The 14,010-nt window shown below is 73.2% G+C and carries 12 protein-coding genes; 8 read left to right on the forward strand and 4 right to left on the reverse strand.

Annotated features, from left to right (window positions below):
• Positions 1–4: 4 nt before the first annotated feature.
• From BJ965_RS36325 to lanKC, 3 genes are all read right to left on the reverse strand, one after another.
• On the reverse strand, positions 5–2,008 hold the full coding sequence (locus BJ965_RS36325; RefSeq protein ID WP_246546192.1) for an ABC transporter ATP-binding protein: 2,004 nt from the start codon (positions 2,006–2,008) through the stop codon (positions 5–7).
• 82 nt (positions 2,009–2,090) lie between these two features.
• Positions 2,091–2,204, reverse strand: coding sequence for a SapB/AmfS family lanthipeptide (locus BJ965_RS36330; RefSeq protein ID WP_184915469.1), 114 nt, complete (start codon positions 2,202–2,204; stop codon positions 2,091–2,093).
• A gap of 84 nt (positions 2,205–2,288) precedes the next feature.
• The gene (lanKC, locus tag BJ965_RS36335) at positions 2,289–4,883 is read right to left on the reverse strand and encodes a class III lanthionine synthetase LanKC (protein ID WP_184915472.1); all 2,595 of its coding nucleotides are present in this window, start codon (positions 4,881–4,883) and stop codon (positions 2,289–2,291) included.
• A gap of 185 nt (positions 4,884–5,068) precedes the next feature.
• Between lanKC and BJ965_RS36340 the strand changes: the two genes are divergently transcribed.
• On the forward strand, positions 5,069–7,513 hold the full coding sequence (locus BJ965_RS36340; protein ID WP_184915475.1) for a SpoIIE family protein phosphatase: 2,445 nt from the start codon (positions 5,069–5,071) through the stop codon (positions 7,511–7,513).
• A gap of 25 nt (positions 7,514–7,538) precedes the next feature.
• On the opposite strand, the gene BJ965_RS36345 is transcribed toward BJ965_RS36340, so the two are convergent.
• Positions 7,539–8,234 carry a type 1 glutamine amidotransferase domain-containing protein gene (locus tag BJ965_RS36345; protein WP_184915478.1) on the reverse strand — a complete coding sequence of 232 codons (696 nt, stop codon included), beginning with the start codon at positions 8,232–8,234 and terminating at the stop codon, positions 7,539–7,541.
• Positions 8,235–8,391: 157 nt separating this feature from the next.
• Here BJ965_RS36345 and BJ965_RS36350 point away from each other — a divergent pair, with 157 nt between their 5' ends.
• From BJ965_RS36350 to BJ965_RS36380, 7 genes are all read left to right on the forward strand, one after another.
• Positions 8,392–9,327, forward strand: coding sequence for a LysR family transcriptional regulator (locus BJ965_RS36350; RefSeq protein ID WP_184915481.1), 936 nt, complete (start codon positions 8,392–8,394; stop codon positions 9,325–9,327).
• A gap of 74 nt (positions 9,328–9,401) precedes the next feature.
• Positions 9,402–9,821 (forward strand): CBS domain-containing protein, encoded by a 420-nt coding sequence (locus BJ965_RS36355; protein ID WP_184915484.1) that lies wholly within the window; start codon positions 9,402–9,404, stop codon positions 9,819–9,821.
• A gap of 150 nt (positions 9,822–9,971) precedes the next feature.
• Positions 9,972–10,154: a hypothetical protein gene (locus BJ965_RS36360; protein WP_184918098.1), complete on the forward strand. Its 183-nt coding sequence runs from the start codon at positions 9,972–9,974 to the stop codon at positions 10,152–10,154.
• Between the two features lie 104 nt (positions 10,155–10,258).
• Positions 10,259–11,326, forward strand: a complete 1,068-nt coding sequence (locus BJ965_RS36365) for a glucose-1-phosphate thymidylyltransferase (protein WP_184915487.1) — start codon at positions 10,259–10,261, stop codon at positions 11,324–11,326.
• Positions 11,323–12,303, forward strand: coding sequence for a dTDP-glucose 4,6-dehydratase (rfbB, locus tag BJ965_RS36370; protein ID WP_184915490.1), 981 nt, complete (start codon positions 11,323–11,325; stop codon positions 12,301–12,303). The genes BJ965_RS36365 and rfbB overlap by 4 nt, the downstream gene beginning before the upstream one ends.
• A complete protein-coding gene (gene rfbD, locus BJ965_RS36375) occupies positions 12,300–13,187 on the forward strand; it encodes a dTDP-4-dehydrorhamnose reductase (protein ID WP_184915494.1) in 888 nt (295 codons plus the stop codon). Before rfbB ends, rfbD begins: the two co-directional genes overlap by 4 nt.
• Positions 13,174–13,977 carry a class I SAM-dependent methyltransferase gene (locus BJ965_RS36380; protein WP_184915497.1) on the forward strand — a complete coding sequence of 268 codons (804 nt, stop codon included), beginning with the start codon at positions 13,174–13,176 and terminating at the stop codon, positions 13,975–13,977. The genes rfbD and BJ965_RS36380 overlap by 14 nt, the downstream gene beginning before the upstream one ends.
• Positions 13,978–14,010 lie beyond the last annotated feature (33 nt).

Below are 14,010 nucleotides of genomic sequence, written 5' to 3' on the forward strand. Positions count from 1 at the left end.
CCGTTCATGCCGTCACGTCCCTCCCTGCTCGTCCCGCCCCGGGTGTCCGGACCGGCCGCGGACCGCCGCTGTCCGTATCCGTGGGGTGGGGGTTCGCGCCGTCCCGGAGCATCGCCTGGTCGTCCGTATCCGTGGGGTGGGGGTCCGCGCCGTCCCGGAGCATCGCCTGGTCGTCCGTATCCGTGGGGTGGGGGTCCGCGCCGTCCCGGAGCATCGCCCGGTCGTCCGTATCCGTGGGGTGGGGGTCCGCGCCGTCCCGGAACACCGCCCCGTCGTCCGCATCCGTGACGTCGAGGCCCGCGCCGTCTCCGAACACCGCCCGGTACTCAGGGAACCGCCACAACTCCTCGTGCCGCCCCACCGCCCGCACCCGCCCCCCGTCCAGCCACGCCACCGCGTCGGCACACGCGGCCGTCGCGCCACGGTGGGCGACCAGGAGCCGGGTGGTGCCCGGTCCGTCGCCGAACAGGGCGTCGGTGATGCGGCGTTCCGTCACCGTGTCGAGGCTGGAGAGGGCGTCGTCGAGGATCAGCAGGCGACCGCCGTGGGCGAAGGCCCGGGCGAGACCGAGCCGTTGGGACTCGCCGCCGGAGCGCGGGGCGTCGGCGACGGGCGTGTCGTATCCGTCGGGGAGGCGGCGGACGAAGTCGTCGGCGAGGGCCGTGCGGGCCGCCTCGCGGACCAGGCCGGGGGAGGGGGACGGCAGGCCGAGGCCGATCGCCTGCCCGACCGTGCCGCCGAGGAGGGCGGGGCGGGCGAAGGCGTAGCCGACGGCGCCGCGCAGGTCCTCGTGCGGCAGTTCGCGCAGCGGCACACCGTCGAGGAGCACCTCACCCGCGTCCGGATCGGCCAGCCGTCCGGCGAGCGCGGCCAGCAGCGACTTGCCCGCTCCGGACCGGCCGACGACGGCCAGGGTCGTGCCGCCCGGCACGTCGAGATCCACCCCGTCCAGCACGGTGCGGCCGCCGCGCCGGGCCGTCACCCCGCGCAGCTCCAGCCGCCCGGGGCCGTCGGGCAGCCCGCGGGTGCCGTACGCGGTGGCGGGCTCGGTCTCGACCTCGCCGAGGCGCCGGGCCGCGGCCCGGGCCCGGGCCAGGCCCGCGAGCCGGCCGACCAGCACGCCGACGCCCGTCGCGAGCACCGCGTACCGGGAGGCGGCGAGCACCTCGCCGACCGAGAGCCGGTCCCGGGTGAGCAGGACCCCGGCCACGGCGACGACCGCGAGTTGCAGCAGCGGCGCCACGGCGACCGCCCGGGCCGCAGCCCGCCCCTGCACCCGCCACATGCGGTGCCCGGCGCTGGACAGATCGGGCAGCGGCCGCAGCACCCGGGCTGTCTCCCGGCCTTCCGTGCCGGCCGCCCGGACGGTGCGCACGCCCTCGACGGCCTCCGCCAGCGCGGCCGCGATCCGGCCCTGGGCCCGCTGGTAGCGCGACGCGCTCTCCGAGGTGTCACGGGAGACGGCGCGCAGAAGAAGCGCCAGTACGGGGGCCCCGGCGAGGAACACGGCCGCGAGCCACCAGTCGATCAGACCCAGCGCGACCACCCCGCCGACGGGGCCGGCGAGTGCGGCCACGAGCGCCGCACGGGCCGCCGGAGTGGTGCCCGCCTCGGCGGCGTTGCCGACCAGGCGGGCGACGAGGTCACCGGAGCCGAACCGGTCCGCGGCGCGCGGCCCGGCGCCCAGGACGTGCCCGGTCAGCCGACGGCGCAGCCATGCGGTGGTACGGGCGTCGACGGTGCCGGTGAGGACGGTCTGGACCGCGTCGAGCAGCCCGAGCAGCAGGACGAGACCGGCGCAGCAGAGCACCCAGCGGGTGGCGGGGGCGTGCGCCAGCACAAGATCGAGGGCCCGGCCCAGCGCGGCCGGCAGCAGCAGCCCCGCACCTGTCGCGGCGATGCTCACCAGGCACAGCACCAGGCAGCGCGCCCCGCTGTACCGGGTGGCGTCGCGCAGCAGGGCGCGGGCGTGTCCGGCCGCCGGGTCGTCGTCGGCACGCGGGGTCATACGGGCCTTTCCTGGGGCGGGACGGACCCCGGGCGGCCCCTCCCCGAAGGGAGAGAGCCGCCCGGAGCGAGCAGACCGCAGGTCAGAGACAGAGCAGAACGCTCGCGGCGCTGATGCAGGAGAGCAGGCTCACCGTGCTGTTGCCGCCGGTCGTGCGCTCTTCGGTCTCGATGGTCTGCAGGTCGAGAAGTGCCATGGTGTGTCCTTCCGTTGGGTGTCCGTCCGTGGTCATCCGTGGGGACGGGGTGGTGTCACGACTCCGCGGGATCGCGGAACCGCGTCAGTGGGGCCGCCTGTTCGGCGGCGGGAGAAACGGCAGGTGGGCGTCGGTCGCCGGGTCGAGGGCCGCGCCGAGGGCCAGCAGGCACCCTGCCGTTCCGGTGGCGAGGTCCATGGAGAGCCGCATCATCTGGTGCCCGGGGAAGGCCAGTTGGCCCTGGTAGGCCATCGCGAACCAGCCGAGCCCGGCGATCTGCGCCGCCAGCCGGTCCTCCGTCGCACCCGGTGCGGTCGTGCGGCTGAGGTGCAGGATCATCCCGGCGCGGCCCTGGAAGAGGCCGGGCTGCGCGTAGAACCGCGAGGTCGCGGCGGTGATCACCCCGGAGCGGGCCGTCCCGAACTCCCCGTCCAGCGCGGGGGAGTGGGTCACGAGGTCGTCGAGGACCATGCCGAGGCCCGCGCTGCCGTCGCCGAGGTAGGGCAGCGTCCGCCAGCCCTCGTCGACCTCCAGCGACCCGTTCTCGCGGGTCACGCAGGACGCCAGGTCCCGGCGCAGGGCCACGGCAGCCGCCTCCAGCCAGGCCTCCTCACCGGTCCACTCGTACTGCCGCAGCATGAGCAGGGCGGGGCCGCTCGCGCCGCGCAGCAGTCCGGCGCGCGGCCGGGACGTGGCCGGGACGGGCTCGGTGAGCCGCTGGACGAGGATCCGCGCCGCCTCATGGGCCCGTTCGCCCAGCTCCGCCTCGCCGGTCGTAAGGGCCAGCTGTCCGAGAACGAGGCCGAGCCCGGCCAGTCCGCCGTGCAGGTCGGACGAGAGGTTCTGCCACCGTTCGGCGAGGATGCCCTCGACCAGGTCCAGTGCCCGCTGCCGGTGGCCGAGCCGGTCGAGGACCAGGGCGACGCCCGCGAGCCCGTCGTACAGGCCGAGCGGGGTACCGATCGGGGCCGGTGCCGTCCGGTCCAGCAGCCAGCGCTCGCCCTCCTCGTACCGCTCGGCGCCGGCCGCGTCCAGCGCGAACAGCACCCCCGCGGCGCCGTGGGCGAGCCCGAGCCCGCCACCGTCGGAGAACTGCGCGACATCGCCGGGGAAGAGCCTGTCGTCGCGCTCGGGGGTGGCCGAGGCGAGGATGGCCTTGACCATCGAGTCGCGGCTGTACGGCCAGTCGCCCGGGTCCACCGGCGAGGACGGAGCGGCCACCGTACGGCCGGACACCTCCCGGGTGATCTCGGTGACCGCCTCGTCGAGGAACTCGCGTGGCACGTCCGGGAACTGCTCCGCGATCACCTCGGCCAGGTGCGCCGCCTTGCCCCGGTCGACCACGAACAGCGTGGTCACGGGCAGGAACAGGGCCAGGCGCAGACAGGCCAGCGCATAGCGGTCGATGTCGGCGCCCCGGCGGTCCGGCGGCGCGAAGAACCCGGGGTGGGCGACGACCTGGCGGCCGTTCTCCCCGACCGGGGCCGCGGCCTCGAAGTCGAGGAGGAACACCGTCTCCTCGTCCGGGGCGACCATGATGTTGAAGACGTGCAGGTCGTTGAAGACGATGCCCCGGGCGTGCACCGCCGCCACGGCCTCCTCCACCCTGCGGTGGATGCGCAGCGCCCACGCCGTGTAGGAGGCGACGGCCTTCGCGTCGGGGTCCTGGGTGAGCAGCGGATGCCGCTCCGCGAAGAAGGCGTTGAGCGGACGGCCCTCCAGGAAGTCCATCACCAGGAAGCGGTGCCCGCCGAGCTCGAACCAGTCCCGCACCTCCGGGACCACGCCCGTGCCCGCGACCTGCTCCAGCGCCTGCTTCTCGCGCTCCAGCCGCGCGATCGCGTCGGCCCCGTCCGAGGCCAGTCCCGCGTGCGGCCGCCCCTCCTTGAGGACGATCTTGCGCCCGTCGCGGGTGTCGGTGCCCGCGTACACCCCGCCACCGTTGGAGAAGTGCAGCGCCTTCTCGATGCGGTACGGCAGCTCGCCCGTCGTCGTGTCGTTCCGCGCGTCCAGGTGCGGCTGGAGGAAGGGCGGGAGGGTCACCCACTCCGGCACCTGGAAGGACGGCGCCCGCCGGTCCGGCACCAGCCGCCCCTCGCCGTCCCGCACCGCCGGCACCAGCGAGCCCCGCTCGTCCACGACGAACGCCCGGGCGAAGGCGCCGTAGCGCACGTACAGCGGGCCCTCGCCCCAGCGCAGGTCGGTGAGGATGTAGGGCCCCTCGAAACCCTCCAGCAACGCGCCCAGCTCGCGCAGCACCCGGTGCAGCTGCTCCTCGTCGGCCGGGTAGACGGTGACGAACTTGCCGCTGCCGTCGCGCGGGGCGTACTTGGTGTTGCGCAGGTGGAGCAGGTGCGGACCCGGCACGAACTTGAAGGGGACGCGCCGCTCGACGCAGTAGTCCCACACGATCCGGGCGATCTCCTCGGCGTTCGCCCGGGTCGCCGAGGCGTGGATCTTCCACCCCTGGGCCGGGCCCTGTACCGGTTCGCCGTCCGGGCCGAGCGGCGTCATGGTCTGCCAGTCGCCGATGCGGGCCGACTCCCAGCCCTCCGGCAGTGGCCGGCGGGCCGTCTCGTAGAGGTGGTCGGCCGTGCCTTGGCCGCCCCGCGCCAGCCGGTCCGGCGTCTCGTAGAAATGCCGGTCGGCCAGCGCGTACACCTCGTACCGCTTGTCCATGCGTCCCCCTCCTGACGAGCACCGAGCTTTCCAGCCACCAGCCGGGCACGGACAGTCACGCCTGTCACGAGAACACCGTGCGGAACGCATGCGTTAAGACATGTTCGGATTCTTTCGAGCGTCCGCCTCCTCGCTGGTCCACGGAACGCCCACAGGGGCTGCGCAGGTGTCTCATTAGCGCTGTAATGGCCAACGTGGTCAGTCAGGGCGCCCAAGAACGCGGAAAGCGATCGCTGCGTGCCGAAGGTGCCCTCAAGGCGATCGCGGTCGATCACGAGTCGCCCGAGCGGCTGCGCCGCGTCCTCGAGCAGGCACTCGTCTTCGCCGGTGCGGCGCTCGCCGCCGTCTACGGGCCCAGCGAGGACGGCGAGCTGCTCTGCCTGATGGAGTCGGCCGGCGTCCCGAGGACGCTGTACGGGCTGCGCGACAGCTACCCGTGCGCCGGGCGGTCCCCGGCCGCCGAGGCCCACCGCCGTGGACGGCCGGTGTCGCTGGGCCCGGCGGAACTCGCCGAGCACGCCCAGGCACGGCGCGTACCGTCGGGGGACTTCTCCCTGACGGCCCTGCCCGTGCGGGGCGGCGGCTGTCTGCTGGCCGTGACCGAACGGTCCGAGGGGTTCGGCCCCGGTGACCACCGCTGTCTGGAACTCATCGCGGACGCGGTCGCCTTCACCGCCCCGGCCGCACCCGCCGAGGCCGGTGACCTGCCGCCGAGCGCCTTCAGCCTCGCCATGGACACCGGACGCGTCCGGGTCGGCGACGACCTGCTGGACCTGTTCGGCCTGGATCCCGTGGAGTTCGACGGCCGCGTCGAGACGCTGCTCGGTCTCACGGTCCCCGAGGACCTGCCGTCGCTGATGTCCGTGGTGGAGGCCGACCACATGTCCATCGGCGACCGGGAGCTGGAGTTCCGGGTGCTCCAGCCCACCGGGCCGCCGAAGTGGCTCCGGCTGCGCGGACGCCTCCTGCCGGGCGGCGAGGGCCGCCCGGCACGTCTCGTGGGCACGGTCGTCGACGTCTCCACACTGCGCTCCGACGTCACCGACGTCGCCCGCGTCCAGCGCCTGGCCGCCGCGCTGGCCACCGCCGTCACCGTCCGCGACGTCGGCAAGGCCGTGGTCGCCGCGCTGCGCCGGCCGCTGCGGGCCGACCGGATCGCACTCGCCGAGCTGGAGAGCGATCGCCTCGTCGTCACCGTCCTCGACCCGCCCGAACCCGAGGCCTGGCCCGAGCTGTGGCGGTCGGAGTGGCGCACCGAGTGGCCCGACGCACCCGTGCGCGCCATGCCCACGCTCGCCGCCGCGCTGCGCGAGGGCCGGGCCCGCATCTGGCCCGCGGGCAGCCCCCTGGAACGCGCCCTGGCCGAGGTCGGCCCCGGCGGCCTCGCCGTCCTGCCGCTGCCCGCCGGGAACCGCATGGCCGGAGCCTGTCTGATCGGCTGGGACACCCCGCACGACTTCGGCACCGACGAACGCGCCCTGCTCACCGCCTGCGCGGGCCTCGCCGGACAGGCCCTGGTGCGGGCCCGGGCCTTCGACGCCGAGCACGAACTGGTCGGCATGCTCCAGCGCCAGCTGCTGCCACGCAGCCTGCCCCGGCTGCCGGGCGCGGTGGCCGTGGCCCGCTACCTGCCCAGCACGGCTGGGCTGGAACTCGGTGGCGACTGGTACGACGTCATCCCGCTGCCCGACAACCACGTCGCCCTCGTCATCGGCGACGTCCAGGGCCACAGCGCCGGCGCCGCCACCCTCATGGGCCAGATGCGCACCGCCCTGCGCGCCTACGCCGTCGAGGGGCATCCGCCGGACGTGGTGGTCGCGCACGCCAACCGGCTCCTCATGGACATGGAGAGCGACCTCTTCGCCACCTGCTGCTACGTCGACGTCGACCTGGAGGAGGGCGCCGCCTGGTGCGTGCGCGCCGGGCATCTGCCGCCGGTGCTGCGCTACCCGGACGGCAGGACCGAGATCGCGGAGGCGGAGGGCGGTCCGCCCCTCGGGGTGGTCACCCGGGCCGACTTCCCCATGAGCCCGCTCCGGCTCCCGCCCGGCACCGTCATCGCCCTGGTCACGGACGGGCTCGTCGAGACGCCCGAATCCGACATCGACGAGGGCATGGAGTACCTGGCCGAGCGGCTCGCCGAGGCCGCCCCCACCGACATGGGGCTCGTCGCCGACGCCCTCCTGGGCAACGCCCCGCGCAGCGACGACGTGGCCCTGCTCCTGCTGCGCTACGACGGCATGGAACTGCGCCCGCTCCGGGAGAGCTGGACGGTCTGGCGGGTGCCGCAGGCCGTCGGGCACGCCCGCCGCTTCGCCCGGCGCACCCTGCGCTCCTGGGGCGTCGCCGTGGACTACGACGCCGCGCTCCTCGTCGTCTCCGAACTCGTCACCAACGCCCTGGTCCACACCGACGACAAGGTCCGGATGGACCTCACCCTCGTCAACAACCGGCTGCGCATCGCCGTCGCCGACGCCTCACCCCGCTCCCCGGTCAGACCGGCGAGCATCGGCTGGGAGGCCACCGGCGGCCGGGGCATCCTCCTCGTCGAGGCCCTCTCCGCGACCTGGGGCACCCTGCCGGTCAGCGGCGGCAAACAGGTGTGGGCGGAACTGGTGCTGGGCCGCTGACCCGGCCGGCGGGCGGTGCTCCCGCTCAGCCCAGCCGCTTCAGCAGTTCCTCCGCCAGCGGGGCCGACGACGCCGGGTTCTGGCCCGTGACCAGGTTGCGGTCGGTGACCACGTGCGGGGCCCACGGCTCACCGGTCCGCACGGTCACCCCGGCCTCGGTGAGACGGTCCTGGAGCAGCCACTTCGCGCGGTCGGCGAGGCCGCCCTGGATCTCCTCGGCGTTGGTGAAGGCCGCGACCTCGTAGCCGGCGAAGACGTTGGTGCCGTCGGCCCCGACGGCGGCCAGCAGCGCGGCCGGCCCGTGGCAGACGACCCCGAGCGGCCTGCCCGACTCCAGGGCCCGGGCGAGCAGCCGGCCGGAGTCGGCGTTCACGGCGAGGTCCTCCATCGGGCCGTGACCGCCGGGGTAGAAGACGGCGGCGTAGTCGTCCAGGCGGACGTCCTCGAGCCGGACGGGACGCCGCAGCTCGGCGAAGGACTCCAGCGCCTTCGCGACCCGGTCGGCGTTTTCCTGTCCCCCGTTCACCTCGGCGGCCAGGGAGGCCCGGTCGACGGTGGGTACGACTCCGCCGGGCGTGGCCACGACGACCTCGTGGCCGGCGGCCCGGAACGCCTCGTACGGGGCGACGGCCTCCTCGGCCCAGAAGCCGGTGGGGTGTGCGGTGCCGTCGGCCAGGGTCCAGGTGTCGGCGCCGCTGACGACGAAGAGGATCTTCGACATGGTGAGTGCATCTCCGTGGGGGACGAGCCGCGGTCGGTCAGCGCGGCGATGACTGGAACGATGACGACCGTATGCCCCTGGACCCGCGGTTTTCCAATGGCAGGGCCAATGGCAGCCATAGGAATCCCAATGGCGGGGCGCGGTAGGGTCGGACCGTGTGAGGCCCCTCGATCCCCTCGGCGCGACCGGCACGCCCGCCCCGTACGACCTCAACCTGCTGCGGACCTTCCTGGCCGTCTACCGGTCGGGCTCCTTCACGGCCGCCGCGCAGCTGCTCGGCCTGTCCCAGCCGACCGTCACCACGCAGATCCGCACCCTGGAGCGGCAGACCCGCCGGGAGCTGTTCGAACGGCTGCCGCGCGGCGTCGCCCCGACCGCCGTGGCCGACGAACTCGCCGCCCGCGTCGCGGCGCCCCTCGACGCGCTCGCGGAGGCCACGGGGCACGGTCCCCGGGAGCGGTCACGCGCCGAGCCGGTCCACCTCGCCGGGCCCGCCGAGCTGCTGTCCACCCGGGCCCTGCCCGCCCTCGCCCCGCTCGTCACCGAGGGCGTACGGCTGCGCGTCGCCATGGGGCTGACCGAGCCCCTGCTCGACGAACTGCGCGCCGGCCGCCACGACCTGGTGATCGCCACCACCCGGCCGCGCGGCCGCACCCTGTCCGCGGTGCCGCTGACCGACGAGGAGTTCGTCCTGGTCGCCGCACCCGCCTGGGCCGACCGCGTCGCGCGGCGCCCGGCCGCCGACGGCTCCGCCGCGTTGCACGACATCCCACTGATCACGTACGCCGAGGACCTGCCGATCGTGCGCCGCTACTGGCGGCACGTCTTCGGCCGGCGTCTGAACTGCCGCGCCGCCGTCTCGGTGCCGGATTTGAGGGCCGTCCTCGCGCTGGTCACGGCCGGTGCCGGCTACAGCGTGCTGCCGCGCTACCTGTGCGCCGGGGAACTGGCGTCCGGCGCGCTGGTCCTCCTCGACGCCCCCGAGGACGCGCCGATCAACACCGGCTTCCTCGTCCAGCGGCCGGGCACCTCGGACAACCCGCACGTGGCCCTCGTCCGCGACCGTCTGCTGGAGGCCGGCCGCACCTGGTGACGCCGCGGGCCGGCCGGGTACCCGCCGCGGCACAGGACGGAGAAACCGCCACGAGCCCAAGGAAGAGGAACGTCATGGCTCAGTATGTCCGCGACATCATGACCGGCGACCCGGTCACCGTCGAACCGCAGACCTCCGTCGCCGAGGTCGCGCGCATCATGCGCGACGAGGACCTCGGAGCCGTACTGGTGACGGACGGCGACCGGCTGCGAGGGGTGGTCACCGACCGTGACATCGTGGTGCGGACGGTCAGCCGGGGCGGCGACCCGGAGCGGATCACCGTGGCCGCCGCGTGCAGCGACGAACTGGTCACCGTAGGCCCCGACGAGGGCCTGGCCCAGGCGGTGGAGCTGATGCGTGAGCACTCCGTGCGCCGCGTCCCGGTCGTCGACCACGGGCGCCCCGTGGGCATCGTCTCCCTGGGCGACCTGGCCATGGAGCGTGACCCGGAGTCGGCGCTCGGTGACATCAGCGCCGCGCGCCCCAACGCCTGACGGGAGCCCTGCCTTCTCGACCCGTCTTCCGAACCCCGGTCCGGCGCAGGAGAGTTCGACCCCGCGAGGCAGCTGCTCCGGACCGGGGTTTGTTCGGTTTTTCGCTGGGGACTCGAACAAGGAGTGGAAGCAGAAGGAAGATGATGAGTCGTGGAGTCCATGGACACCAGTGAGAAGCCCGTCGTCCGTCAGCACGAGACCGGCTGGTCGAAGGCACGCCGTCTGCGCGGAAAGGCCGCGCTGCGCACCTGCCTCCCCGCCGTCGAGGACCGGGGCACGCCCGGAGTGGCGCGCTCCGGGGCGGAGTGGAACATCGTCCGGGGTGAGGACTGATACCTCCCCCGTGGACCGCGCGGTGACGATCCGAGCAACTCCGCGCATCGACAACTAAAAGAAGTGATGTTCAGATCCGCCGGATCACGACTAAGGTGAACCGAATGAAGGCTCTCGTGCTGTCCGGCGGCGCAGGAACAAGACTGAGGCCGATCACGCACACGTCGGCCAAGCAACTGGTGCCCGTGGCCAACAAGGCCGTGCTGTTCTACGGGTTGGAGTCGATCGCCGAAGCCGGCATCACCGATGTCGGCATGATCGTCGGGGACACCGCCGAGGAGATCGAGGAAGCGGTCGGGGACGGGGCGAGGTTCGGCCTCAAGGTCACCTACATCCCGCAGGAGCGGCCCCTCGGGCTGGCCCACGCGGTGCTGATCGCCCGGGACTACCTCGGTGACGACGACTTCGTGATGTACCTCGGAGACAACTTCATCGTCGGCGGCATCACCGGACTCGTCGAGGAGTTCCGCGGCAACCGGCCCGACGCCCAGATCCTGCTCACCCGCGTGGCCGACCCGCGTGCCTTCGGGGTCGCCGAACTCGACCCCTCCGGCCAGGTGATCGGCTTGGAGGAGAAGCCCGACCAGCCCAAGAGCGATCTCGCGCTGGTCGGCGTCTACATGTTCACGCCCCTCATCCACGAGGCGGTCCGCGCCATCGAACCCTCCTGGCGCGGCGAACTGGAGATCACCCACGCCATCCAGCACCTGATCGACACCCGCGCCGACGTGCGCTCCACGGTCATCAAGGGCTACTGGAAGGACACCGGCAACGTCGGCGACATGCTCGAGGTGAACCGCACGGTCCTCGAAGCCATGGAGCGCCGTATCGACGGCGAGGTGGACGACGCGTCGGAGACCATCGGGCGCGTCGTGCTCGAAGAGGGCGCGCGGATCGTCAACTCCCGTGTCGTCGGCCCCGTCGTCATCGGCTCGGGCACCGTCGTCAGCAATTCCTACATCGGCCCCTTCACCTCCGTCGCCGAGAACTGCCGGATCACCGACAGCGAGCTGGAGTTCTCCATCGTGCTGCGGGACTCCTCGATCCAGGGCGTCGGCCGCATCGAGGCCTCGCTGATCGGCCGGCACGTCGAGGTGACCCCCGCCCCCAGCGTCCCCAGCGCCCACCGTCTCGTCCTCGGAGATCACAGCAAGGTGCAGATCACTTCATGAACCTCCTCGTCACCGGCGCCGCCGGGTTCATCGGCTCCCGCTACGTCCGGGCCCTGCTCGCCTCGGACGCGCCCGACGCGCCGCGCATCACCGTGCTGGACAAGCTCACCTACGCCGGCACCCTGGACAACCTCGAACTGACCCACCCGCGGCTGGAGTTCGTGCAGGGCGACATCTGCGACGCCGAACTCGTCGACAAGCTGATGGCCGACGCGGACCAGGTCGTGCACTTCGCCGCCGAGTCCCATGTGGACCGTTCGATCAACGGCGCCGCCGACTTCGTCCGCACCAACGTCCTCGGCACCCAGACCCTGCTGGACGCCGCCCTGCGCCACGGCACGGGCCCCTTCGTGCACGTCTCCACCGACGAGGTCTACGGCTCCATCGAGTCCGGATCCTGGCCGGAGGACCACCCGCTCCAGCCGAACTCGCCGTACTCGGCCTCCAAGGCCTCCTCCGACCTGCTCGCGCTGGCCTACCACCGCACCCACGGCCTGGACGTACGCGTCACGCGCTGCTCCAACAACTACGGCCCGCACCAGTTCCCCGAGAAGGTCATCCCGCTGTTCGTCACCAACCTCCTCGACGGCCACACGGTGCCGTTGTACGGCGAGGGCCGCAACATCCGCGACTGGCTGCACGTCGACGACCACTGCCAGGGCGTCGACCTCGCCCGCACCCAGGGCCGGCCGGGCGAGGTCTACAACATCGGCGGCGGCACCGAACTCACCAACAAGGAACTCACCGGCCTGCTCCTGGAGGCCTGCGGAGCGGACTGGGACCGGGTGGAGTACGTCGAGGACCGCAAGGGCCACGACCTGCGCTACTCCGTCGACTGCTCCAAGGCCCGCGACGAACTCGGCTACCGCCCCCGGCACGACTTCACCACCGGCCTCGCCGAGACCGTCGCCTGGTACCGCGACAACCGGGCCTGGTGGGAGCCCCTCAAGCAGCGCGTCGCCCTGGAGCGGGCATGAGGTGGCTGATCACCGGCGCGGGCGGGATGCTCGGCCGTGACGTCGTCGAGGAACTCACGCGCCGCGGCGAGACCGTCGTGGGCCTGGACCGCGCAGCCCTGGACATCACCAGCCCCTCGGCCGTCGACTCCGCCGTGCGGGAGCACCGCCCCGACGTGGTCGCGAACTGCGCCGCCTACACGGCCGTCGACGACGCCGAGACCGACGAGGCCCGCGCCCTGGAGATCAACGGCGACGGCCCACGCCTGCTGGCCCGGGCCTGCGCCGCGCACGACGCCCGCCTGATCCACGTCTCCACGGACTACGTCTTCTCCGGCGAGGCCCGCACCACCCCCTACCCGGAGGACCACCCGACCGGACCGCGCACCGCCTACGGCCGCACCAAGCTGGCCGGGGAGCAGGCCGTGCTGGCGGAACTCCCCGGGGCGAGCGCGGTGCTGCGCACGGCGTGGCTCTACGGCGTCCACGGCTCCAGCTTCGTCCGGACCATGATCGGACTGGAAGCCCGCCGGGACACCCTCGACGTCGTCGACGACCAGCGCGGGCAGCCCACCTGGAGCGCGGACGTCGCCGAGCGGATCGCCGACCTCGGCCCCCGGCTCGGCCCCGAGGCACACGGCGTCTTCCACGCGACCAACTCCGGCGAGGCCACCTGGTTCGACCTCGCCCGCGAGGTGTTCTCCCTCATCGGCGCCGACCCGGACCGGGTGCGCCCCACCAGCAGCGCGGCCTTCCCCCGGCCCGCGCCCCGCCCGGCGTACAGCGCCCTCGCGCACCACCGTTGGCAGGAGATCGGCCTGCCGCTGCCGCGCGACTGGCGCTCCGCCCTGCACGAAGCACTGCCCCGCATCCGCAAGGAAGGTCTTCCTCGTGAAACGCCATGAGTTCCTCCGGGAACTGCACAAGGTCAGCGCCAATCGCAACTACCTGGAGATCGGCGTCAACGACGGGCGCAGCCTGACGCTGTCCCGCGTCCCCAGCATCGCGATCGACCCCGCCTTCAAGGTGGTCTCGGAGCTGAGGTGCGACGTCCACCTGGTGAAGGCCACCAGCGACGACTTCTTCGCGCGGGACAACCCCCTCCAGCACCTCAAGGGCGGCCGTCACCCGCTGCGCAACCTGCGCCGTGGCCGCAGCCCGATCGGCTACTGGCGCAAGACGACCCTGGACCTGTCGTTCATCGACGGCATGCACCTGTTCGAGTTCGCGTTGCGCGACTTCATGAACGTCGAGAAGTACTCGGACTGGGGCAGTGTGATCGTCCTCGACGACATGCTGCCGCGCAGCATCGACGAGGCGGCCCGGGACCGGCACACCAACGCCTGGACCGGTGACGTCTACAAGATCACCGAGGTGCTGGCGCGCTACCGCCCGGACCTGGTCACGGTGCAGGTGGACACCGCCCCCACCGGCCAGCTGGTCGTCTTCGGCGCCGACCCGGACAACCGGGTCCTGCACGACAAGTACGACGAGATCATGGCCGAGTACAAGATCCCTGACCCGCAGAAGGTACCCGAGGCGATCCTGGAGCGGGCCGGCGCGGTCCGCCCCGAGACCCTTCTGGAAGCGGGCTTCTGGCGCCCCCTCGCCCAGGCCCGCAACCGAGGCCTGCCCCGCGCCGTCGGCTGGGAGCCCCTGCGCAAGGCCCTGCAGCAGGTCGGCGTGAGTCGCTGAACGACGGCGCCGGCCACCGCCCCCGGGCGGTGG

It is taken from the genome of Streptomyces luteogriseus, from assembly GCF_014205055.1.
Classification (GTDB): Bacteria; Actinomycetota; Actinomycetes; order Streptomycetales; family Streptomycetaceae; genus Streptomyces; species Streptomyces luteogriseus.

Bases quoted from the DNA above. Each gene is read 5' to 3' on its own strand.
- BJ965_RS36325 (WP_246546192.1), bottom strand. From the start codon at position 2,008: ATGACCCCGCGTGCCGACGACGACCCGGCGGCCGGACACGCCCGCGCC.
- BJ965_RS36330 (WP_184915469.1), bottom strand. From the start codon at position 2,204: ATGGCACTTCTCGACCTGCAGACCATCGAGACCGAAGAGCGCACGACC.
- lanKC (WP_184915472.1), bottom strand. From the start codon at position 4,883: ATGGACAAGCGGTACGAGGTGTACGCGCTGGCCGACCGGCATTTCTAC.
- BJ965_RS36340 (WP_184915475.1), top strand. From the start codon at position 5,069: ATGGCCAACGTGGTCAGTCAGGGCGCCCAAGAACGCGGAAAGCGATCG.
- BJ965_RS36345 (WP_184915478.1), bottom strand. From the start codon at position 8,234: ATGTCGAAGATCCTCTTCGTCGTCAGCGGCGCCGACACCTGGACCCTG.
- BJ965_RS36355 (WP_184915484.1), top strand. From the start codon at position 9,402: ATGGCTCAGTATGTCCGCGACATCATGACCGGCGACCCGGTCACCGTC.
- BJ965_RS36365 (WP_184915487.1), top strand. From the start codon at position 10,259: ATGAAGGCTCTCGTGCTGTCCGGCGGCGCAGGAACAAGACTGAGGCCG.
- rfbB (WP_184915490.1), top strand. From the start codon at position 11,323: ATGAACCTCCTCGTCACCGGCGCCGCCGGGTTCATCGGCTCCCGCTAC.
- rfbD (WP_184915494.1), top strand. From the start codon at position 12,300: ATGAGGTGGCTGATCACCGGCGCGGGCGGGATGCTCGGCCGTGACGTC.